This window comes from Streptomyces sp. SLBN-8D4 (genome assembly GCF_049739545.1).
Lineage (GTDB): Bacteria > Actinomycetota > Actinomycetes > Streptomycetales > Streptomycetaceae > Streptomyces > Streptomyces canus_C.
Window position 1 is genome coordinate 5,764,420 of the sequence record NZ_JBMGQC010000001.1, and the last position, 21,940, is coordinate 5,786,359.

Below are 21,940 nucleotides of genomic sequence, written 5' to 3' on the forward strand. Positions count from 1 at the left end.
TCAGGCTCGCCTCCGCCGCCACGGGGTCAGGACGTACTGGAGGGCCACCAGCAGGGCGTCCGCGACCACGGCGAGCAGGAGCGTGAGGACCACGCCCGCGATCACCGGGGTCGGGAAGTCGCGCTGGAAGCCGTCGGTGAAGAGCTGGCCGAGACCGCCGTCGCCGATGTAGGTGGCGACCGACACCAGGGAGATCGACATGACGGTCGCGATCCGCACGCCCGCCATGATCACGGGCAGGGCGAGGGGGAGTTCGACGGTGAGGAGGGTGCGCAGCGGGCGGGTGCCCATCGCCTTCGCGGCCTCCTTCGTCTTCGCGGGGACCGAGTCGAGGCCCTCGACGGTGTTCCGCAGCAGGACGACCAGGGTGTAGACGGTCAGGCCGATCACGGTCGTGGTGCGGGTCAGGCCGCTGATCGGCAGCAGGAGCACGAAGATCGCGATCGAGGGGATCGTGAACAGGACGTTCGAGAGGCCGAGCAGGAAGCCGCGCAGGGGGCGGATCCGGTGCGCGACCACGGCCAGGGGGAGGCTGATCAGCAGGCCGAAGAAGACCGCCGAGAGCGCTGCCTGGAGGTGCGAGATCGTCAGGGTGGTCAGGTCGTCGGTGTGGCCGGATATCCACGACCAGTCGATGGTCATGCGGCCACCCGGGCTTCCGTGTGGGCCCGGCCGGCGTGCCGGTGGATGTCGTCGCGGGAGGTGACCCCGGTGAGGACGCCGTCGGCGTCGACGCGGGCGACCAGGCCGGCGGGGGAGGCGACGGACTCGTCGAGGGCGGCGAGCAGGGAGTCGCCGTCCTTGAGCGGTCGTACGGGCACCTCGGCGTCGTCGGCCGCCCAGTGCAGGGGCCTGCCCGCCGCGTCGCACACGAGGGACCAGGCGGTCCCTTCCGGCGCCGGGCCCTGCGGGACCTCGGCCAGGGTCTTCAGCGAGAGCAGCTTCAGGCCGCGCTCGGCGCCGAGGAAGTCGGCCACGAAGTCGTCGGCGGGGCGGGCGAGGAGTTCGGCGGGCGGGGCGCACTGGACGAGGTGGCCGCCGGTGCGGAAGATCGCGATGCGGTCGCCGAGGCGGACGGCCTCGTCGACGTCGTGCGTGACGAAGACGATCGTCTTGTTCAACTCCTTCTGGAGCCGGAGCAGTTCGTCCTGGAGCTGGGTGCGTACGACCGGGTCGACCGCGCCGAAGGGTTCGTCCATGAGCAGGACCGGCGGGTCGGCGGCGAGCGCGCGGGCGACGCCGACCCGCTGCTGCTGGCCGCCGGAGAGCTGGTGCGGGTACCGCTTGCCGGACTCGGGGGCGAGGCCGACGGTCTCCAGCAGTTCCGCCGCCCGGGCCCGGGCCTTCTTGCGGCCGTGGCCGAGCAGGAGCGGGACGGTGGCGATGTTGTCCAGCACCGTGCGGTGCGGGAAGAGGCCGGACTGCTGGATGACGTAGCCGATGGAGCGGCGCAGTTCGGCCGCGTCCTGCCGGGTGACGTCCTTGCCGCCGACCTTGATGGTGCCGGAGGTCGGTTCGACCATCCGGTTGATCATCCTGAGGGTGGTCGTCTTGCCGCAACCGGAGGATCCGACGAGGACGGTGACGCCGCCTTCCGGCATGTCGAGGGTGAGATCGTGCACTGCTGTCGTGCCGTTGGGGAAGCGCTTGTGGACCGCGTCGAACTGGATCATGAGTTGTCCCTTGCCCGGCTGTATAACGTCATGCAGAGTTCTCGGTACCTGAATAGGTTGTCAACGGTTCGGTGTTAATCCGAGGTAACGGATGACCGCCAGGCAAGATCAGATGTCCGCATTGAGGGGAGTTTGGACTAGATGTCGTCTCGGATCGTGGACACTCCTGATCCCGTCTCAGTGGGCCACACCGGCCTGGTGGTCCTCGACGGGATCGGGCTCGGCGTCGCGGACGTCGCCCGTCTCGCCGACGGGAACGCGCGCCCGGTGCCCGGGACCGACGCGATGAAGCGGGTCGCGGAGTCCTGGGACGCCGCCCGCCAGATCGCCGCGACCGGACGCGTCTACGGCCGCTCGACCGGCGTCGGCGCCAACCGGAACGAGGACGTGCCCACCGAGGCGGCCGCCGAACACGGGCTGCGGCTGCTGCGCAGCCACGCCGGCGCCATCGGCGAGGAGCTCCCGGCCCGGCAGGTCCGCGCGATGCTCGCGGTCCGCGCCAACCAGCTCCTGGCGGGCGGCGCGGGACTGCGGCCGACCGTCGTCACGGCCCTGTGCGAAGCCCTGGAGAACGGCGCGTACCCGGTCGTCAACGAGTTCGGCTCGGTGGGCACCGGTGACATCGCGGCGCTGGCCCAGGTGGGACTGGCGCTGGCGGGGGAGCACCCCTGGAGGGAGGCCGGCGCCCCCGAGCCCCAGCCCCTCGACAACAACGACGCCCTCGCCTTCATCAGCAGCAACGCCCTCACCCTCGGCCAGGCCGCCCTCGCGCTGCACGAACTGCGCGGGCTCGTCGAGGCCACACAGGTCGTCGGGGCGCTGTCGCTGCTGGCCGTGGACGGGTCGCACGAGGCGTACGCCGCCCCCGTGCACGCGGCCCGCCCGCACCGCGGGTCCGCCGACGTGGCCCGGCGGATGCGGAAGCTGATCGGGGCAGAGGACCGGCCCACCCCACCGCTCGGCCGCATCCAGGACCCGTACGGCTTCCGGTGCCTCCCGCAGATCCACGGGCCCGCCCAGGACGCGGCCGACGCCCTGGAGGAGGTCATCGCGATCGAGATCAACGCGGCCGCCGAGAACCCCCTCATCTCCCCCGAGGACATGGCCGCCTACCACCACGGCGGCTTCTATCAGGCCCAACTCGCCCTGGCCCTGGACCACTTCAGGCTGGCCCTCACCCAGGTCGCCCGGCTGTCCACGTCCCGGCTCTCCACCCTCAACGAGCCCGTCTTCACCCGCCTCAGGCCCTTCCTCGCCGACCAGGAGCCCGCCTCCTCCGGCGTGATGATCCTGGAGTACGCCGCCGGAGCGGCCCTCGGCGACCTGCGGGCCTTCTCGGCGCCCGCCTCGCTCGGCCACGCTGTACTCTCCCGAGGCGTCGAGGAACAGGCCAGCTTCGCCTCGCTCGCCGCACGCCAGACACTGCGCGCGTGCGGCGCGTACCGTCTCGTCGTCGGCTGCGAACTCGTCGCCGCCGTACGGGCGCTGCGCCAGCGCGGCCTCAGGGCCGACCCGGACCTCCCGGTGGGCCGGGCGCTGGAACTCGCCGAGGCGGTGCTGGCGCAGGACACGGCCGACCGGCCGCTCACGGGCGACGTGACGGCGGCGGCCGCGCTGCTCGACCGGTTCACGGACATCTGGAGGGGGATCGAGGCATGAGCGACATGGGCGGGGCGGGTGTGGCGGACACTCCCGCGGGACGGCTTCAGGCGCTGTTCGAGGGGCACCGGCTCACACCGACCCAGCGGCGCATCGCGCACAGCATGGTGCGGCGGGCAGGGGACGTGCCCTTCCTGTCCAGCGTGGAGCTGGCCGAACTGGCCGGGGTCAGCCAGCCCTCCGTCACCCGCTTCGCCGTGGCCCTCGGCTTCGACGGCTACCCCGCCCTGCGCCGGCACCTGCGCGACGTCGCGCCCGCCGAGCAGACGGCGGCCTCCGCGTCGTACAACGAGTACCAGCAGGCCGTCGAGGCCGAGATCGAGAACCTCAAGCACCTGGCGGAGATCCTCGCCGACCCCCGCCCGGTGCAGAAGGCCGGGCGGCTGCTCGCCGCCTCCCGCCCCCTGCCGGTGCTCGGGCTGCGGGCCGCCGCCTCCCAGGCGTACGGCTTCGCCTACTTCGCCGCCAAGGTCCATCCGGACGTACGGCTGCTCAACGAGGGCGGCACGATGATCCACGACCGGATCGACGCCGCCGTCCGCGCGGGCGCCTCGACCCTGCTGTGCTTCGCGCTGCCCCGGCATCCGCGCGAGGTCGTCGACACCCTCGCCTACGCCAAGGAGGCGGGCCTGAGCGTCGTCACCGTCGCCGACTCCGCCTTCGCGCCGGTCGCCAAGGTCTCCGACCTGCTGCTGCCCGCCGCCGTCGGCACCGGCCTCGCCTTCGACACCGCCTGCGCGCCGATGCTCCTTGGCCGGGTGCTGCTGGAGGCGATGTGCGACGACCTGCCGGACGCGCAGGCCCGCCTGGAGGAGTTCGACGCGCGGGCCGCGGCGCGGGGGTTGTTCGTGGAATAGGGCCGTTTTTTTCAGGCTCGTCTCACGTTCGCCCGCTACCCTCCCGGACCGTCAGGACTGTGCCAGGACGACGAGGAGGCGGGACGTGGCACGCGGAGATCGCAGGGTTCAGGGGCTGGCTCGGGTGGCCGTCGTCGTGCGCGCCGGGGCCGCACCCCTGTGGTGGCTCGGAGTGTGCGCGGCGGGCGTCGGGCTGCTGGTCCCGGGCCTGACCGGGCGCCGGATCGGAGTGATGGCGGGCGCCGCGCTGTTCATCGTGGCGGCGGCCGTGGTGTCGTACGGCCGCCGCAAGCGGTACACCACGCTGGGGCGTGCGGCTGCCCGCGCGGGGAAGCACGACGTGCTGCAGGACCGCGCGGTCACTGTGCGCAACTGGCGCCGCGGGCACCGCTGGTGGCTGCTGCCGGCCTGGCTGGTCGCGCTGCTGAGTTCGTTCGCGGTGCCCGTCGCTGGCGGCATGCTGCTCGCCGGGTGCGGTACCGGCCTTTGGCTCAAGGCCGCCTGGCTCGGTCGGCGCGAGCGGGAGGAGGACGCGCTGCTGTGGGTGCGGGTCGACTGGCTCGACGCACGCGGCGGACGCCCGGCCGGCAAGGCGGTCAAGGCGTACCGCAGCACGGGTGTCGCGGCGGGCGACGCGGCCCCGGGAGGAGCGCGCCGCCGCACCGCGGCCCTGGTCTAGTACCGGCGGTGCCGGGTCACACCTCCAGGTCGGCTTCGATGGCCCGCAGCTGGTGGCGGGCCATGGCGAGGTTGGAGCGCTTGGCGTCCAGGACCAGGTAGAGGAAGAGGCCGTTGCCACCGCGTCCGCTGATCAGGCGGATCAGGTGGTACTGGTCGGACAGGGTGATCAGGATGTCCTCGATCTGGGCCTTGAGGCCGAGGTGCTCCATCGTGCGCATCTTCGCGCGGACCACGTCGGTGTTGCCCGCGGCGGCCACGTTCAGGTCGAAGGCCTTGCTGCCGCCCATGGTGCCGAGCGCCATGCCGCTGGTGTAGTCGACGAGCGCGACGCCGGTCGCGCCCTCGATGGAGGCGAGGGCCTCCTTCAGCGCGGTTTCGGTGTTGGCCATGACTGTGTCTCCTCGGTTCGCTAACTTTCGGTGGTGGTGCGGGCCGCCGTCGGTGCGGTGGCCGCGGGGCGGGCGTCCACGGGCTTGGCCCGGGACGTGCGGGCCGCTCTGGCACGAGCCGGAGCGGGCTTCGCGGCCGCCTTGGTGATGGCTTCGGTGTGTTCGGAGGCCGCGCTGTCGACGAGCTCCGCGATCCGGGCTCCCGCCCGACGGCCCTCCAGATGGAGGCGGCCGACGTTGACCCGGTCCTGCGCGAGCAGCGTGACGACGGCCCCGGCGCCCGCCGCGTACGCGGCGACGTAGCCGTACACGCCCCGTACGAGCAGTTCGCGCAGGTCCCCCTGACCGGTCACGTCGGCCAGCTGGGCGGCGAGCGCCCGGGTGGTCCCGGTGAGCGCGGCCACCGCCTCCGGGTCGACCCCCGGGGTGTCCTGGGCCAGGACGAGACCGTCGGCGTCGGCCGCGAGGGCGCCGGTGAGCTGCGGCACCCGGGCTCTGAGCCGGCGCAGCTCCTCCAGGATCGCGTCCTGAGCTGCTGCCATCAGGTCTCTCCTCTCGGCGCGGATCCGCTGCCGCTCAAAGGGCCTCCAGCGCATCCCTGAGCCTCTTCAGCAAGGTGATGTGGGGATCGACGGGCTCGACGGGGACACCGTCGCCCGGCGGCCCGGGCCGAGGCTCGGTGAAGGACACCGGCGGGCGGGGCGCGACCACTCCGGCCGCCACCAGACGCCGTATGTCCACCAGGGTGTGGAAGGCCGGGCGGCCCAGCTCGCGTGCGATCTCCGACGCCGTGCGGATGCCGTCGACACGGGCCAGCACCGCCAGTCGCCGGGCCGGCAGTGGCGGGGACGCGGGGCGGTGCTCCCGGGTCAACGGCACCTCGTCCGGCAGCGCGTCGGGCCAGATGCGGTGCAGCAGGTCGCGGCGGCGCAGGGTCTCGCGCTCCAGGTCGGCGACCGGCACCGAGTGCGGGACGCCGGGGGTGCCGGCGGGTTCCGGGGGCGCGTCGGCGGGCGCCTCCGGTCCGTCCTCGGTGCCGTAGCGGAAGCGGCCCGGGGTGCTGCTCGGGGCGAGGGCGAAGTACGCCGCGTCGTACAGCGCGGTCAGCCGGCACAGCTCCAGGGCACCGGGGGTGAGCAGCCCGCCCGCGACCAGTCGGCGGCCCGCCCGGTGCACGGCCTCGGCGCCGGTGAGGCGGCGGACCCCGGTACCGGCACCGCCGGTGCTCGCGATGCTCTCGGCCAGGGCCTGCCGCCAGATGTCGGGATCCAGCGTGCCGTGCGCGGCTAGGAGGACGTCGGCGCCGGGGGCGGCCGGGCTCTCGGCGTGCACCACCTTGCCGTCGGCCAGGTGCAGGGTGCCGCGCTCGCGCACCAGGACGCCGGTGGCGCGCTCGGCGGCCAGCCGGGTCAGCATCGGGGAGACACCGCCCCAGCCGCGGTCCAGGGCGCTCGCCTTGTCGCGCACCGGCAGCCGGGGCGGCGGGGTGGCGGGCATGGCCGGGACCGTCGTCATCCGAGCTCCAGCCGTCCGGCCATCTCACCGAGCCGGATCCGGGCCAGCGCGAGGTTGCCCTCGGCGCGGGCCAGCCACAGGTGCAGGAACACGCTGCTGTCGAAGGACGTCGGCACGAACCTGAGGACGTGGTAGCTGTCCCGGTTGCTGAGGATGAGGTCTTCGACCGGCGGGTCCGGCTCCTCCCCGGCGGCGCCCGGCTCGGTGGCCTGGGAACTCCCGGAGGCGAAGGCGCGCTGCTCGGCGGCGAGCCGGGCGAGCTCGGCGGCCTCCGCGGCGGCCGCCTCCTGGTCGCCGCCGGGGGACTCCCCGACGGCTCCCAGGGCCAGCCCGCTCGTCCAGTCGACCAGCGCGGCCCCCCGCGCGCCCGGCAGCCGCATGGCTTCCAGCAGGCACTCGTCGATTCCCTGCACCGTGGCTCCCCTCCCACCTGGGGTTCGGCTGAGTGACGCCGAAACTACGCAACGTGTGCGCGAGGAGTGAGCGATCCGGCATTTTCCGGTGGAACATGCTCGGAGTGGCTAGAGTGGGTCAACTTGCCTGGTTCGCGGGGCCATTGATCGGCGGACCGGTCGGGGTGTGTCAACTGCTCCCGGGTGCGTGGAGGGTGGTGAGCGCACCGGCGTGCGCCCCTCCGGACTCGGCCACGATCGAGGCGACCGTCTGGGGATCCCGCACGGTCGCGAAGCGGACGCCTCCCGCCCGGTCGGGGGCGAAGCCGTAAATGCCCGGCCGGGCCAGCGAGTTGTACGCGTAGTGGTGCGCGAAGTAGTACGCGCCGGTGTCCAGCGCCGCCGCGTAGTCCCCCTGGTCGAGCAGCGGGAGTGCGCGCCCCTCGGCCAGCAGGTCGCCCGCGAAGCAGGCGGGCCCCGCCACGTCCTGCACCACCCCGGGCCCGTTCTTGGGCCGCCCCTTGCCGTCGTAGGCCGCGATCCGCAGCGGCCACGACCCCGGCACGTACACCGTCCGCGTCGCCACCTGCACGCCCGCGTGCGTCACCGCGACCGCCCGCCCGCCCGCGCTCTTGGCGTACTCCACCCGCGCCACGATCGTGCCGTGCTTGGCCAGCAGCGACCGCCCGAACTCGGTCACCAGCCCGTACCGCCCGTCGAACAGCCCCGGCACCGCCTCCCTGAGCGCCCGCGCGTACTCGGTGTACGTGGGTGTCGTCACGTCCGAGGCGAAGTTCACCGGCAGCCCGCCGCCGATGTCGATCGTGTCGATCTGCGGCCGCCCGATCCGCCGGTTGATCTCCTCGGCGAGCGCGTAGGTCTCCGCGACCCCCTGGGTCATCAGGGACAGCGGGATGCCCTGCGAGCCGGTGTGCGCGTGCAGCCGGGAGAGCCAGGGCCGGTCGAGGCAGGCGCGAACGACCCACTCGCGCGCCCCCTCGTCCCGCAGCGCCACCCCGAACTTCGAGGTCGCGGTGGCCGTGGAGGTCGCCCCGATGGAGCCGCCGCCGACCTGCGGGTTGACCCGGATGCCGAGCGGGGAGCGGCTGACGGCCATGGGGGCACCTCCCATGCCTTTCGGGCTATGGGGGAGCATGAGCGCGTCGATGCGGTCCAGTTCCTGAGGGTTGTCGGCGTTGACGGCGATCCCCAGTGCCAGCGCCTCCCTGAGCTCGGAGGGCGTCTTGGCGGGCGAGTCCAGGACGGTCCGCTCCGGTGGCAGCCCCGCCGCCCGCGCGAGCGCCAGTTCGCCCGGGCTCGCCACCTCCGCGCCGATGCCCTCCTCGCGCAGCAGCCGCAGCACCGGGACCAGCGGGGTCGCCTTCACCGCGAACGCGTGCAGTACCGGCGTGCCCGGCGCGGTGACCTCGTCGAAGGCGGCGCGGAGCTCTGCCGCGGACTCCCGGATGCCGGTGACGTCGAGCAGTCCGACGACGGGGGTGTCCGGCCCCAGCAGGCCCTGCTCCACGGCCGCCCGCACCGCCTCGTCCCGGCGGGCGGCCCGCCCCTCGCCGGTGCTGCCGTACTCGTCCATCACGTCCCCGTCCTGCTCGTCACCCGCGCTTCGGATGTCCAGCCAAACATCCCTGTCCGGAAACATCCCTCTCCTGTGAGGCGGACGCGAGAACGTATTGACTAGTTCTATTCAGGAAGTCAGGATGTGAATATCGACAGCAACAACCGGCACGCGGCCATCCGCGGCACAGTCCCCAGGAGGCAGACCATGTCAGGACCCCGCCCCGTCCGAGCGCCGCGCGGTACGGAACTGAGCGCCCTGGGATGGCAGCAGGAAGCCGCCCTGCGGATGCTGCAGAACAACCTGGACCCCGAGGTCGCCGAACACCCCGACCAGCTCGTCGTCTACGGCGGCACCGGCAAGGCCGCCCGTGACTGGCGCTCCTTCGACGCCATGGTGCGCACCCTGCGCACCCTCAAGCAGGACGAGACCATGCTGGTCCAGTCCGGCCGCCCCGTCGGCGTCATGCAGACCCACGAGTGGGCCCCGCGTGTCCTGATCGCCAACTCCAACCTCGTCGGCGACTGGGCCAACTGGGAGGAGTTCCGCCGCCTGGAGACCCTCGGCCTCACCATGTACGGCCAGATGACCGCCGGCTCCTGGATCTACATCGGCACCCAGGGCATCCTCCAGGGCACCTACGAGACCTTCTCCGCGGTCGCCGCGAAGAAGTTCGGCGGCACCCTGGCCGGGACGATCACCCTCACCGCCGGCCTCGGCGGCATGGGCGGCGCCCAGCCCCTCGCGGTCACCATGAACGACGGTGTCGCCATCTGCGTCGACGTCGACCCGCGTGCCATCGAGCGGCGCATCGAGCACCGCTACCTGGATGTGAAGGCCGACAGCCTGGAGCACGCCCTCCAGCTCGCCGTCGAGGCCCGTGACGCCCGCCGCCCCCTGTCCATCGGCCTGCTGGGCAACGCCGCCGAGCTGCTGCCGCGCATGCTCGCCGAGAGCGCGCCCATCGACATCGTCACCGACCAGACCTCGGCCCACGACCCGCTGGCCTACCTGCCGACGGGCATCGCCTTCGAGGACATGGCCGACGCCGCCGCCAAGGACCCGGCGGGCTTCACCACCCGGGCCCGCGAGTCGATGGCCCGCCACGTCGAGGCCATGGTCGGCTTCATGGACGCCGGTGCCGAGGTCTTCGACTACGGCAACTCGATCCGGGGCGAGGCCCAACTCGCCGGGTACGACCGGGCGTTCGCCTTCCCCGGGTTCGTCCCCGCCTATATCCGGCCGCTGTTCTGCGAGGGCAAGGGCCCCTTCCGCTGGGCCGCGCTGTCGGGTGAGGCCTCCGACATCGCCAAGACCGACAAGGCGATCCTGGAGCTCTTCCCCGAGAACGAGTCCCTCGCGCGCTGGATCAAGATGGCCGGTGAGCGCGTCCACTTCCAGGGCCTGCCCGCCCGGATCTGCTGGCTCGGCTACGGCGAGCGCGACAAGGCCGGTGAGCGCTTCAACGACATGGTGGCGAGCGGAGAGCTGGCGGCACCGCTGGCGATCGGGCGGGACCACCTGGACGCCGGGTCCGTCGCCTCCCCCTACCGGGAGACCGAGGCCATGCTCGACGGGTCCGACGCGATCGCCGACTGGCCGCTGCTGAACGCCATGGTCAACGTGGCCTCGGGTGCCTCCTGGGTGTCCCTGCACCACGGCGGCGGCGTCGGCATGGGCCGCTCCATCCACGCCGGTCAGGTCACGGTGGCCGACGGCACGAAGCTGGGCGGCGAGAAGGTCCGGCGGGTACTGACGAACGACCCCGGCATGGGCGTCATCCGGCACGTGGACGCCGGGTACGACATCGCGGAGTCCGTCGCCGACGAGCGGGGCGTGCGGGTCCCGATGCGCGAGGGTGAGGACGCGTGACGGTGGGCATCGACTCCGGAACAGCTCAGCACCCCCGTACCTCCTCGTTCCAGGAGATGTGGCGCGAGCTGCTGCCCGTCGGCCGGCACGCCGGCTCGCGCGGCTATCGCCGGTTCGCCTGGACCGGGGCCGACGGCGAGTGCCGGGCCTGGTTCAGGGAGCAGGCCGAAGCGCGCGGACTGACCTACGAGGTGGACCGGAACGGCAACCAGTGGGCCTGGCTCGGGGACCCCGCCGAGGGGGACGCCGTCGTCACCGGGTCGCACCTCGACTCCGTACCCGACGGGGGCGCCTTCGACGGACCCCTCGGAGTCGTGTCCTCCTTCGCCGCGCTCGACGAACTCCGGGCACGGCGGGCCGAGTTCACCAAGCCTCTCGCCCTCGTCAACTTCGGTGACGAGGAGGGGGCCCGGTTCGGGCTCGCCTGTGTCGGATCGCGGCTCACCGCCGGGCAGCTCACCGCCGGGCAGGCGCACCTGCTGACCGACGGGGAGGGCGTCACCCTCCCGCGAGCCATGGAGGCCGCCGGATACGACCCCGACGGCATCGGTGCCGACCCGGAGCGGCTCGCCCGCATCGGCGCCTTCGTCGAGCTGCACGTCGAGCAGGGCAGGGCGCTGGACCTCTCCGGCGACCGGGTCGGCATCGCCAGTGCCATCTGGCCGCACGGGCGCTGGCGGTTCGACTTCCGGGGCGAGGCCAATCACGCCGGCACCACCCGCCTCGTGGACCGGCGCGACCCCATGCTGTCGTACGCCGAGACCGTGCTCGCGGCCCGCCGCGAGGCCGAACTCGCCGGTGCCGTCGCCACCTTCGGCAAGATCGCCGTCGAGCCGAACGGCGTCAACGCCATCCCCTCCCTGGTGCGCGGCTGGCTCGACTCCCGCGCCGCCGACCAGGAGAGCCTCGACCAGGTGGTCGGCGGCATCGAGAAGGCGGCCCGGGAGTACGCGGAGGCGCACGGCATCGCCCTCGACATCGTCCGGGAGTCCTTCACCCCCGTCGTCGAGTTCGACCACGCCCTGCGCGACGAACTCGCCCGCATCCTGGGCACCGGCACCGATCTCAAGGTGCCGGTCCTGGGAACCGGAGCGGGACACGACGCCGGGATCCTCTCCGGGCACATCCCGACCGCCATGCTGTTCGTGCGCAACCCCACCGGCGTCTCGCACTCCCCGGCGGAGTTCGCCGCCGAGGACGACTGCGTGGCCGGGGTCCTCGCGCTCGCCGACGTACTGGAAGGGCTGGCCTGCAGGTGACAGCGAAGACGTACTGGCTGGAGCACGCCTGGCTCGACACCCACGTCGAGCCGGGCGTGGCACTGACGGTGTCGACCAGCGGCTCCGCCGCGGGGGCGGACGGCCGCGTCACCGCCGTCCGCACCGGCATCGAGGTCCCGCCCCCCGGCGCCGAGATCCTGCGCGGACTGACCCTCCCGGGGCTGGCGAACACCCACTCGCACGCCTTTCACCGGGCCCTGCGCGGCACCGTCCAGGTCGGCTCCGGGACCTTCTGGACCTGGCGCGAGGTCATGTACGCCACCGCCGACCGGCTCACCCCGGACACTTACCGGGACCTCGCCCGTGCCGTGTACGCGGAGATGGCGCTGGCGGGTGTGACGGCCGTCGGAGAGTTCCACTACCTGCACCACGCCCCCGGCGGCACCCCCTACGCCGACCCCAACGCCATGGGCGAGGCGCTGATCGAGGCCGCCGACGACGCCGGTGTCCGCATCACCCTCCTCGACACCGCCTATCTCTCCTCCGGCTTCGGACAGCGGCCCGACCATCACCAGCTGCGCTTCTCCGACGGCAGCGCCCAGGCCTGGGCCGAACGCTGTTCAGTTCTCAAGGACCGGGATCACGCGAGGATCGGCGCGGCCGTCCACTCCGTACGGGCCGTGCCCGCCGGCCAGTTGGCGACCGTGGCGCGCTGGGCCGAGGAGCGGCGGGCCCCGCTCCACGTCCACCTGTCCGAGCAGACCGCCGAGAACGACGCGTGCCGTGCCGCCCACGGGTGCACACCGACCGAACTGCTCGCCGAGCACGGTGTCCTCGGGCCGCGCACCACCGGCGTCCACAACACCCACCTCACCGACGAGGACATCGCCCTGATCGGCGGCAGCGGCACCGGCACCTGCATGTGCCCGACCACCGAGCGGGACCTCGCCGACGGCATCGGACCGGCTGTGGCCCTCCAGAAGGCGGGTTCACCGCTCTCCCTCGGCTCCGACAGCCACGCCGTGATCGACCTGCTCGAAGAGGCACGCGCGATGGAGCTCAACGAGCGCCTGCGCACCCGCACCCGAGGTCACTGGACGGCGGCGGCCCTGCTGCGGGCGGCCTCCGCCGACGGCCACGCCGCCCTCGGCTGGGACGGTGCCGGCACGCTGGAGCCCGGCGCGCTCGCCGACTTCACCACCGTGGCGCTCGACTCGGTCAGGACGGCAGGGCCGCCTGCGCGGCTCGGGGCCGAGACGGCCGTATTCGCCGCGTCGGCAGCGGACGTGTCGCACACGGTCGTGGGAGGTCGGCACGTCGTGCGCGACGGGGTCCACGCGCTGGTGCCGGATGTGCCGAAAGCCCTCGCGGACGCCGTCGCCGCGCTGCACGGATGACTCCGGGCCGCCCGCCGCCGCGGCCCGCCCCCGAACCCGCCCCCACCGCCGACCAGGCCACCGAGGACGCCATGAGCAACGCGACGAACGTCAGCCCCGCCCACTCCGCGAGCACCGCGAGCACGCTCATCACCGACATCGCCGCTCTGGTCACCAACGACCCCTCCTCCGGTGACGGATCCCCCCTCGGACTGATCCAGCACGCGGCCGTCGCCATCGAGGGCGACCGCGTCGTGTGGACCGGTGATCAAAGCAAAGCACCCGCCACTGACAATCGGGTCGACGCAGGTGGCAGGGCGGTCGTCCCCGGCTTCGTCGACTCCCACAGCCACCTCGTCTTCGCGGGCGACCGCACCCAGGAGTTCAACGCCCGCATGTCGGGGCGGGCCTACAGCGCGGGCGGCATCCGCACGACGGTCGCCGCGACACGGGCGGCGAGCGACGCGGAACTGGAACGCAACCTCACCCGCTACCTCGCCGAGGCCCTCCGCCAGGGCACGACGACCTTCGAGACCAAGTCCGGCTACGGCCTGACCGTCGAGGACGAGGCGAGGGCGCTGCGCATCGCCGCCGCCCACACCGACGAGGTGACCTACCTGGGCGCCCACATCGTGTCGCCGGACCACGCCGGCGACCCGGCGAGCTACGTCTCCCTCGTCACCGGCGCGATGCTCGACGCCTGTGCCCCGTACGCCCGTTGGATCGACGTCTTCTGCGAGAAGGGCGCCTTCGACGGCGACCAGGCCCGCGCGATCCTCACGGCGGGCAGGGCGAAGGGCCTGCACCCCCGCATCCACGCCAACCAGCTCTCCTACGGCCCCGGCGTCCAGCTCGCCGTGGAACTCGACGCGGCCAGCGCCGACCACTGCACCCACCTCACCACCGAGGACGTGGACGCCCTCGCGAACAGCCGTACGGTCGCCACGCTGCTGCCCGGCGCCGAGTTCTCCACCCGCGCCGAGTGGCCGGACGCCCGCCGCCTCCTGGACGCGGGCGTCACCGTCGCCCTGTCCACGGACTGCAACCCGGGCTCCTCCTTCACCTCCTCGGTCCCCTTCTGCGTCGCCCTCGCGGTACGCGACATGGGGATGACCCCGGACGAGGCCCTCTGGTCGGCCACGGCGGGCGGGGCGGCCGCCCTGCGCCGCGAGGACATCGGCCGGTTGACCCCGGGCGCGCGCGCCGACCTGATCCTCCTGGACGCCCCGAGCCATGTGCACCTGGCGTACCGGCCGGGGGTGCCGCTGGTCAGCGAGGTGTGGCGGCGCGGGGTGCGCGTGGTCTGAGCCTCCGGAAGCCCGGCCCGGGCCTCAGGAGGCGCCCGCCCGCCACCGCTGCTCCCCACCCCCGGTCAGCGGTTCCAGCGAGACACCGTTCCCGCCCCCGGGCGTCACCCCGGTCGCGATGGCGATCGCCGGGCGGATCACCCCGTCGGGGTCGACCGTGAAGCGCAGGTTGTCGCCGTTGTGGCCTTCCACCGAGTCGCAGGACCAGATGCCGAGGCCCTTGTCGACGTCACCCCGGCTGTCGAGGCAGAAGTCGGGATCGGCGTACGACTGGAGGACGCCGCGGGCGGAGTCGACGCGCCAGCGCTGGGAGCTCGCCGCGGTGCAGGGGGCCGTGACGACGTCCGTGCCCTCCTCGAAGTCACCCGAGACGTCCAGACAGCGGGCCGTGGAGACGTTGACCACCTGGGCGTAGGCGCCGCTCGGCGCGCGGAACGGGGGCGGGCTCGCCTTTCGCGGCGGTGCCGTGCTCCTCGACGGCGAGGACGAGGGCGGCCTGGTGGTGGCGGAGAGGGACGGCGAGGGGGAGGACGAGACCGTCGCCGTCACCGTCACCTGTGGCGGACCCGGCAGCGCGCCGGCGCCCGGAGCGGAGGGCGACGCAGGCGCCCCGGAGGACGAGTCGTCGCCCTGCGCCACCAGGAACACCAGCAGCGGCGCGAGCGCCACCCCCAGCGCCGCGGAGGCCAGCACCAGCCGACGCGGCCCCGGCCACGTGCCCGACGGCGCCCGCGACATCGCGCGCCGCCCCGCCGCCGGAGCATCCGTGCCCCGCTCCGACCCCACGTACGCCGTCCCGCCCCACGGCAGCAGCCCCTCCGCCAGTGCCGCCCGCGGAGTGTCCCGCAGTGCGCACAGCTCCTCGTGGGCCGCCGTGCAGTGCGGGCAGCGGGCCATGTGGGCGTGCAGGTCGGTGCTGACGCGGGGGTTGTCCGGGCGTACGGACTCCTCGATGAGGCGGCCGAAGTCCGCGCAGTGGGGGTCGTCCGAGGCGGCGAGGCGGAGTCTCAGACCCGCCCGGGCCAGGGACTGCAGGGCGCCCTCCGTGCCGTAGACCACGTCCTCGCGGGTGAGGCCCAGGTGCTCGGCGGTGCGGTGCTCCGGCTCGGCCTCCACCAGGCGGTACCAGACGAGGCCCTGGGTGCGGGCAGGCAAGGACTCGAAGGCGGCGAGCAGGGGCGGCACCGGGCCGCCGGGGCCCGCCGTGTTCAGGAGCAGCAGGACGCTCGGGTCCAGGCCCGCCGCCCGGTCGTCCCCGGCCCACGCCGCCGCCGACCGGGCCGTCAGCAGCAGGAGCCGGTGGCGCCAGGGGACGCCGGGGTCGACCCCGCGGGCCGTCTCCCGGGCGGCGAGGGTGAAGGTCTGGGCGGCCAGCTGCCGGGCGGCGGACTCACCGGCCGTGCAGAGGCGGGCGTAGGCGAGCACGGAGGGCTGGTGGCGGGCGCGGAGCTCCAGCAGGGCCGCGTACGCCGTGGCCGTGTCGGCGCGCAGCAGCTCCGTGAGCCGGGCGTCGGACGCCCCGTCGGGGCGAGTCATGGGCACCCTCTTCCTGACGTACCGGCCAGTCTGTGAGGGACCATAGTGAGGGAAGCGAACCCCTGGGGAAAGGGTTTCTCCCAGTAACCGTGAGGCGTCCGGAACGCACGGTGCCCGGTGTCCCACAGGACACCGGGCACACGCGCAGGTCAGTGGTGCCGACGCGTCACTCCTCGACGGTCAGGCCCTTGCGCAGCCGTACCAGAGTCCGCGACAGCAGCCGCGAGACATGCATCTGCGAGATCCCGAGCTCCTCGCCGATCTCCGACTGGGTCATGCCCGCGACGAAGCGCAGCGAGAGGATCTGGCGGTCCCGGGAGGGGAGTTCGGCGATCAGCGGCTTCAGGGACTCGACGTACTCGATGCCCTCGAGCCCGTGGTCCTCGTAACCGATGCGGTCGGACAGGGCGCCCTCGGAGTCGTCCTCCTCGGGCTGGGCGTCCAGCGAGGAGGCGGTGTAGGCGTTGGACGCCGCCATGCCCTCGACGACCTCCTCCTTCGACAGCCCGAGGCGGTCGGCGAGCTCGGCCACGGTGGGGGCGCGGTCGAGCTTCTGGGCCAGTTCGTCACCGGCCTTGGCCAGGTCGAGCCGGAGCTCCTGGAGTCGGCGCGGCACCCGCACCGACCAGGACGTGTCGCGGAAGAAGCGCTTGATCTCGCCCACGATGGTTGGCATCGCGAAGGTGGGGAACTCCACACCCCTGCTGAGTTCGAAGCGGTCGATCGCCTTGATCAGGCCGATGGTGCCGACCTGGATGATGTCCTCCATCGGCTCACTGCGGGAGCGGAACCGGGAGGCGGCGAACTTGACCAGGGCGAGGTTCAGTTCGACGAGCGTGTTGCGGACGTACGAGTACTCGTACGTGCCCTCCTCCAGCGACTCCAGCCGCGCGAAGAGGGTCTTGGAGAGGGCGCGCGCGTCCATGGCCCCCACCTCTTCGAAGGGCGGGATGTCCGGAAGCCCGGCGAGCACGTCGCCTTCGCTGTCCTGCTCGATGGGATCCAGATGTTCCGGGGGGGATGCCGACGTCGCCTGATGGGTATGCGAGGCGTCGAGCCGGGGTGACATGATGTCCTCCATCGTTCTCGGCATAAGGCTGCCGAAGCCAGTTCGTGCACTGCGGTGTGCGGCGCCTCCAAAGCCGGCCGTGTCGAGTTCGTGTCTCTACTAGCCCTACCCGGTTTCCCGACACGATCGCAAGTGTGATCTGTGTGGTTATGTCCGTTTGTGAGTGATTGTTCGGGTGTCGGAGGCTGTGGAGAAGGCGTAGTGTTCGAGGGCGTCATCGGCAGCCACGACGTCGGGAGAGAGAGACGGCATGGACCGCGGGACGGTCGGCAGCGCACAGTCTGGCCGGCTTCTGGTTGAGGTGCGGCAAGAGGGCTCCAGCGCCGTCGTGACTCCAGCAGGTGAGTTGGATCACCACACGGCCGATTTGTTGCGTGAGCCACTCGAGGAGTGCCTCGCCAAGGGGAAGAGCCGGCTTGTCGTCGACTGCGCACGGCTGGAGTTCTGTGACTCCACCGGACTGAATGTGCTGCTGGGGGCACGGCTGAAGGCCGAGGCGGCGGGGGGTGGCGTACATCTTGCGGGCATGCTGCCGGTCGTGGCACGCGTCTTCGAGATCACGGGGGCCGATGCGGTCTTCACCGTGCACGACACGCTGGAGGAGGCCCTGGCCGACGAGTCCGGCGGCTGAGGCGGCGAGTCGGGTGGCGGCCGCGGCCCCGCTCGGGTCTCGTTCGTCTCGTCCGACTGGTGTCCACCAGGTGTCACACCCCTTGTGGCGGACATACGTCACGAATGGAGGGGTGTTCTACCGGTCCGGTCGGGCAGGAGACATCCGTACTGACTGTTCGGTGAGCGACCATGCAGTGACGTTTTGAATCGTGAACCGGTGAATCGGTGAGGTGAAGCGCTGATGAGCACCACCCGGCCCTACCCGCCGGGCGACCGTGACCCGGAGCCCGGCGTGGAGCCTGGCGGCGAAGCCGAGGTGTCGACGGCACGGCAGGCCCGTCGACTGAGCTTCGAGGGGGAGAGCGGGGTCGTCCCGCTCGCGCGCGACTTCACCCGGCAGGCGTTGTACGCGTGGGGGTGGTTGCCGGCGGCGTCCGCGGACCGTCGGGCCGCGGCGGAGGACGTGTTGCTGGTCGTCTCCGAGCTGGTGACGAACGCGTGTCTCCATGCGGACGGCCCGGACCAGTTGTGGATCTCCTGCGACAACAAGGTGATCCGTGTCGAGGTCTCGGACCGCGGGACCGGGCAGCCGGCACCGCGCACCCCGCACCGGGCCGGGCGGCCCGGCGGCCACGGCATGTTCATCGTGCAGCGGCTCTGCCTGGACTGGGGAGTCGTCAGAGCTCCCGGACTGACGGGCAAGACCGTGTGGGCGGAGCTCGGCGCACCCGCCTAGCATCCGTCCCGCGCTCCTGTGCGGGTGTCCCCCGGGTGTTCCCCGGGGCTTCCCCGTGTGTCCCCACAGTTCCGACACTTACTTTCTCTTCCTTCCTCCGGTACCCGGGCGTACCTTGACGGCCGATCTGATGTGCCGTCAGGAACGAGTAAGGGGAGCGGAACCGTGTCTCACCCGAAACGAACCGCCGCGCTCGCGTCCGTCGCGGCTCTGGCCGGCTCGGCGGTGCTGATGGCCGCCCCCGCTGCCCGTGCCGAGGTCGTGAACGTCAACTACCAGTGCAAGACGCCGATCGGGGACAAGAGCGCCGTCTCGCCCATCGACATCAAGGGCGTCAAGAGCGGCAGCGGATACAGGGTGACCATGTCGTGGCAGAAGGGCGTCTCGTCCAGCCCGGTCGATCTCGGCAAGGGCGCGATGAACCCGAGCGCCACCATCAAACTGGGCGGCGCGGACAGCGGGACGATGAACGTCACGGGCCCCGCCAACCAGGCGGTGGTCCCGGCCAACACCCCCATCAAGATCAATGACCTGACCGGGACGTACACCCCGAAGAAGTCCGGCAAGGTGACCTTCACGGCGGGTGTGCTCACCATCAAGGCGCTCGGTACGACCACCACCTGCACGCCGACCAACAGCCCTGGCGCCTCGCTGACCCTGGACGTCACCGCCGCCTCGGGCTCCTCCTCCGGCGGCACCCGGAGCGACAGCGGCAGCGATTCGGCCGACGCTCTCCCGCAGACCGGGCCTGAGGACTCGGCGATCGCCCTCGGCACGCTCGGCGGCACGGTGCTGCTCGCGGGCGCCGCGGGCACGCTGTGGCTGACCCGGCGCAACCAGGCGGCCCGCGTCCGCCGCTGAGCGGCCCGGTTCGTTCTCGTACGACCGCTGGAGCCGCCCATGCCATCCATGCCGCCCGTGCCGCCCGTGCCGTCCACACCGTCCACCGGACGGTCCGGCGCGTCCTGTGGCGCGGTGGCGATCCGCGCCCGAATCCCCCTGTTCGCAAGCCGAGTTGACGGGAGCGACGACGTGAGCCCGAGCGGCAAGGTGCGGTGGGCGGCGATGGTGGCGGTGCTCGCGCTGCTGCTCGGGCCCCTGGCGGGGACGGCGGTCGCGGCGGACGGGCCGAGCGTGCGGCTGTCCAAGTCCCAGGCGGGGACCGGCGGTTCGATCACCGTGAGCGGCAGCGGGTGGCGTGCGCGGGCGCTGCTGATGATCCTGGTCTGCGGACAGGCCGTGCCCTCGCGCGGGGTGCCGGGCGGCACCAACTCCTGTGCCAACGCGGACGGCCGGGCCGTCACGACCGACTCGAAGGGGCGCTTCAGCAAGAAACTGCCCGTCACCGAGCCGCCGGTGCCCTGTCCCTGTGTGGTGCACGTGGCCACGGTGACCGGGGCGAAGGCGGAGGCCGACGCGATCTTCCAGGTGGCCGGGCACGCCGTGGAACCGCTGCCCGCCGTGACGGACGGCGGGCAGCTGTCCGTCCTCACCGACACCCGGCTCGACGGCTCCGGGGGCCTGCTGACCTGGTTCGGGGCACCCCCCGCCCGCACCCTTGTCTTCACCGTCGGAAACCTCGGCACCTCCGCCGTCAAGAACCCGGTCTTCCAAGTGGGCACCGCGCACGGTGTGTTCGCCCCGCAGTGGGAGGACCAGCAATGGCGCGGCATGATCCGGCCCGGCGGGAAGGCGCGGATCGAACTGCCCGTCGAGCTCACGGCCGGCGCGCACGGCGCGTACACGGTGTCGCTGAAGTACGGCGGCAAGGTCCTGGCCGAGCAGCCCTGGGGGGTGGGCCGGCCCTGGGGCGTGACCCTGTTCTGGGTGCTGGTCTGCCTGGTCGTACCGGCGGCACTGTTCCGTATCGGCATGGCGGTGGTGGACCGGGTACGGCCACGACCCGCCGGAGGCCTCCGGCACCGCGGACTGCGGCTGCCCGAACTCGCCCTGCGCCTGCCGGGTCTCAAGCCCTCCACGGCCGCGCACGCGGCCCCCGCGACCTCCACCCTGCCGTGGTTCACCCCGGACGCCGATCCGGGCGCGGCCGGTGGCCGGCTCTCCGCACCGCACGACGACAGCCCGACGAGTCCCACGACTCCCACCAGAGAGGGTTCCACGTGAGCAAGCGAAGGAGAGTCCCACCGGCCGGCGGGCCGAGAAGAGCGGGCGCGGCCGGTGCGGCGCTGGTGCTGGCCGGGGCGGGCGTGGTGCTCGGCCTCGCCGCCGGGCCCGCCCAGGCCGCGGAGGTGTCGTTCGCGACCCGGTGCGTGCCGCCCGCCGGCGTCGGCCTCGACCCCGTCAACGGCACCACCAAGGTCGAGATCACCGCGCCGGCCACCGCGAAGGTCGGCGACGAGGTCGACGTGGTGTGGAAGTTCACCCAGGCCGCTTCCAAGAACCCGAACATCATCGATCTGCCGGCGAACTCGGTCCAGCCGACCGGCACGCTGAAGGCGTCCGGCGCGCAGAGCACCGACCTCGCGATGACCGGCCCGCGCGAGAACCCGGCCATCCCCAAGGGCGGCGCCATGGTGCTGTCCGACATGAAGGGCACGCTGAAACTGACGGCGGCCGGGAAGGTGACGCTGACGCCGGGCGCGTACACCGTGAACGCGATGGGGACGAACACGGTGTGCACGCCGACGGAGACGGTGCCGGCGGCGGGGACGATCGACGTGGCCGCGGGGGACGGTACGGCGACACCGACACCGACACCGACACCGACGCCGACGCCGGATCCGACGGACACCGCCACCCCCACGTCGAGCCCCACCTCGACCCCGAGCGCCACGTCCTCCGACGGCGGCCGGACCGACTTCACCGGCAAGGCGGTCGACATCCCCTACACCTGTCAGTCGCCCCTGGGTGAGAAGAAGGCCACTTCCTCGATCCAGATCAACGCCAAGAAGGACGGCGGCAGTTACGGCGTGACCGTGCAGTTCAAGAACTCCCCGATGGACAGCCCCGCCGACATCCCGGCGGACTCGGTCAAGCCCTCCATGGAGGTGGTTCTGGGCGGCGCCGACACGGGCTCGGTCCATGTCGAGGGTCCCACCAACTCCGCGGCCATCAAGTCGGGCGACCCGATAGAGATCCCGGACATGACGGGCACGTACAAGCCGGGCGCGACGGGTGAGTCGACGCTGTCGCCGGGTGTCCTGACGATCAACGCCCTGGGTACGACCACGACCTGCACGCCGGACAGGACGGCGGTCTCCCTGACCCTGACCACCGAGGAGCAGGAGGGCGGGGCGTCGGGCGGCTCGTCCGGCTCCGGCGGGACGAGCGGCACGGGCGGTACGTCGACCAGCGGCGGCCTTGCGGCGACGGGCGCGGACGACCACGCGGCCCTGAAGGCGCTGGGTCTGGTGGCGGGGACCGCGGTGCTGCTGGGGGCGGCCGTGTTCACGTTCATGCCTGGAAGGCGCACCAGGTACCGCGGTTGAGGGGCGCGGGGAACCGCGCAC

The 21,940-nt window shown here is 72.7% G+C and carries 21 protein-coding genes; 12 read left to right on the plus strand and 9 right to left on the minus strand.

Annotation, left to right across the window (positions count from 1 at the left end; all coding sequences use genetic code 11):
* Together RKD20_RS26260 and RKD20_RS26265 are read right to left on the minus strand one after the other, a co-directional pair.
* Positions 1–642, minus strand: coding sequence for an ABC transporter permease (locus RKD20_RS26260; RefSeq protein ID WP_424879859.1), 642 nt, complete (start codon positions 640–642; stop codon positions 1–3).
* The gene (locus tag RKD20_RS26265; protein ID WP_424879860.1) at positions 639–1,673 is read right to left on the minus strand and encodes an ABC transporter ATP-binding protein; all 1,035 of its coding nucleotides are present in this window, start codon (positions 1,671–1,673) and stop codon (positions 639–641) included. Before RKD20_RS26265 ends, RKD20_RS26260 begins: the two co-directional genes overlap by 4 nt.
* A 141-nt stretch (positions 1,674–1,814) precedes the next feature.
* Here RKD20_RS26265 and RKD20_RS26270 point away from each other — a divergent pair, with 141 nt between their 5' ends.
* The 3 genes from RKD20_RS26270 (at position 1,815) to RKD20_RS26280 (ending at position 4,868) form a co-directional block, all read left to right on the plus strand.
* Complete coding sequence (locus tag RKD20_RS26270; protein WP_424879861.1) at positions 1,815–3,332, plus strand: aromatic amino acid ammonia-lyase; 1,518 nt, start codon at positions 1,815–1,817, stop codon at positions 3,330–3,332.
* Positions 3,333–3,337: 5 nt separating this feature from the next.
* Entirely contained in the window at positions 3,338–4,189 is an 852-nt protein-coding gene (locus RKD20_RS26275; RefSeq protein ID WP_424883322.1) for a MurR/RpiR family transcriptional regulator, read from the plus strand.
* 85 nt (positions 4,190–4,274) lie between these two features.
* A complete protein-coding gene (locus tag RKD20_RS26280; RefSeq protein WP_424879862.1) occupies positions 4,275–4,868 on the plus strand; it encodes a hypothetical protein in 594 nt (197 codons plus the stop codon).
* A 16-nt stretch (positions 4,869–4,884) separates the two neighbouring features.
* Here the strand turns inward: RKD20_RS26280 and RKD20_RS26285 are convergent, their stop codons facing one another.
* From RKD20_RS26285 to RKD20_RS26305, 5 genes are all read right to left on the minus strand, one after another.
* Positions 4,885–5,259 carry a hypothetical protein gene (locus RKD20_RS26285; protein WP_424879863.1) on the minus strand — a complete coding sequence of 125 codons (375 nt, stop codon included), beginning with the start codon at positions 5,257–5,259 and terminating at the stop codon, positions 4,885–4,887.
* Positions 5,260–5,279: 20 nt separating this feature from the next.
* Positions 5,280–5,801, minus strand: a complete 522-nt coding sequence (locus tag RKD20_RS26290; protein ID WP_424879864.1) for a roadblock/LC7 domain-containing protein — start codon at positions 5,799–5,801, stop codon at positions 5,280–5,282.
* A gap of 34 nt (positions 5,802–5,835) precedes the next feature.
* Positions 5,836–6,774 carry a hypothetical protein gene (locus RKD20_RS26295; RefSeq protein WP_424879865.1) on the minus strand — a complete coding sequence of 313 codons (939 nt, stop codon included), beginning with the start codon at positions 6,772–6,774 and terminating at the stop codon, positions 5,836–5,838.
* Positions 6,771–7,187: a hypothetical protein gene (locus tag RKD20_RS26300; RefSeq protein ID WP_424879866.1), complete on the minus strand. Its 417-nt coding sequence runs from the start codon at positions 7,185–7,187 to the stop codon at positions 6,771–6,773. The genes RKD20_RS26295 and RKD20_RS26300 overlap by 4 nt, the downstream gene beginning before the upstream one ends.
* A gap of 169 nt (positions 7,188–7,356) precedes the next feature.
* Complete coding sequence (locus RKD20_RS26305; RefSeq protein ID WP_424883323.1) at positions 7,357–8,760, minus strand: diaminopimelate decarboxylase; 1,404 nt, start codon at positions 8,758–8,760, stop codon at positions 7,357–7,359.
* A gap of 189 nt (positions 8,761–8,949) precedes the next feature.
* Between RKD20_RS26305 and hutU the strand changes: the two genes are divergently transcribed.
* Genes hutU through hutI form a run of 4 tightly spaced genes read left to right on the plus strand, consistent with a single transcriptional unit; the run spans position 8,950 to position 14,517 of the window.
* Complete coding sequence (gene hutU / locus RKD20_RS26310; protein ID WP_424879867.1) at positions 8,950–10,614, plus strand: urocanate hydratase; 1,665 nt, start codon at positions 8,950–8,952, stop codon at positions 10,612–10,614.
* Positions 10,615–10,670: 56 nt separating this feature from the next.
* Positions 10,671–11,873 (plus strand): allantoate amidohydrolase, encoded by a 1,203-nt coding sequence (locus RKD20_RS26315; protein ID WP_424883324.1) that lies wholly within the window; start codon positions 10,671–10,673, stop codon positions 11,871–11,873.
* Entirely contained in the window at positions 11,870–13,231 is a 1,362-nt protein-coding gene (locus tag RKD20_RS26320) for a formimidoylglutamate deiminase (RefSeq protein ID WP_424879868.1), read from the plus strand. Before RKD20_RS26315 ends, RKD20_RS26320 begins: the two co-directional genes overlap by 4 nt.
* Positions 13,228–14,517, plus strand: a complete 1,290-nt coding sequence (hutI, locus tag RKD20_RS26325) for an imidazolonepropionase (RefSeq protein ID WP_424879869.1) — start codon at positions 13,228–13,230, stop codon at positions 14,515–14,517. Before RKD20_RS26320 ends, hutI begins: the two co-directional genes overlap by 4 nt.
* Positions 14,518–14,541: 24 nt before the next feature.
* On the opposite strand, the gene RKD20_RS26330 is transcribed toward hutI, so the two are convergent.
* Together RKD20_RS26330 and RKD20_RS26335 are read right to left on the minus strand one after the other, a co-directional pair.
* Positions 14,542–16,053 carry a ricin-type beta-trefoil lectin domain protein gene (locus RKD20_RS26330; RefSeq protein WP_424879870.1) on the minus strand — a complete coding sequence of 504 codons (1,512 nt, stop codon included), beginning with the start codon at positions 16,051–16,053 and terminating at the stop codon, positions 14,542–14,544.
* A 166-nt stretch (positions 16,054–16,219) separates the two neighbouring features.
* Entirely contained in the window at positions 16,220–17,134 is a 915-nt protein-coding gene (locus tag RKD20_RS26335; RefSeq protein ID WP_424879871.1) for an RNA polymerase sigma factor SigF, read from the minus strand.
* Between the two features lie 238 nt (positions 17,135–17,372).
* On the opposite strand from RKD20_RS26335, the gene RKD20_RS26340 reads away from it, so the two are divergent.
* From RKD20_RS26340 to RKD20_RS26360, 5 genes are all read left to right on the plus strand, one after another.
* A complete protein-coding gene (locus RKD20_RS26340) occupies positions 17,373–17,753 on the plus strand; it encodes an STAS domain-containing protein (RefSeq protein WP_424879872.1) in 381 nt (126 codons plus the stop codon).
* Between the two features lie 222 nt (positions 17,754–17,975).
* On the plus strand, positions 17,976–18,470 hold the full coding sequence (locus RKD20_RS26345) for an ATP-binding protein (protein WP_424879873.1): 495 nt from the start codon (positions 17,976–17,978) through the stop codon (positions 18,468–18,470).
* Between the two features lie 165 nt (positions 18,471–18,635).
* Positions 18,636–19,331 (plus strand): LPXTG cell wall anchor domain-containing protein, encoded by a 696-nt coding sequence (locus tag RKD20_RS26350; RefSeq protein WP_424879874.1) that lies wholly within the window; start codon positions 18,636–18,638, stop codon positions 19,329–19,331.
* Positions 19,332–19,535: 204 nt separating this feature from the next.
* On the plus strand, positions 19,536–20,594 hold the full coding sequence (locus tag RKD20_RS26355) for a hypothetical protein (protein WP_424883325.1): 1,059 nt from the start codon (positions 19,536–19,538) through the stop codon (positions 20,592–20,594).
* A 65-nt stretch (positions 20,595–20,659) separates the two neighbouring features.
* Entirely contained in the window at positions 20,660–21,919 is a 1,260-nt protein-coding gene (locus RKD20_RS26360; RefSeq protein ID WP_424883326.1) for a hypothetical protein, read from the plus strand.
* The last annotated feature ends 21 nt before the right edge of the window (positions 21,920–21,940 follow it).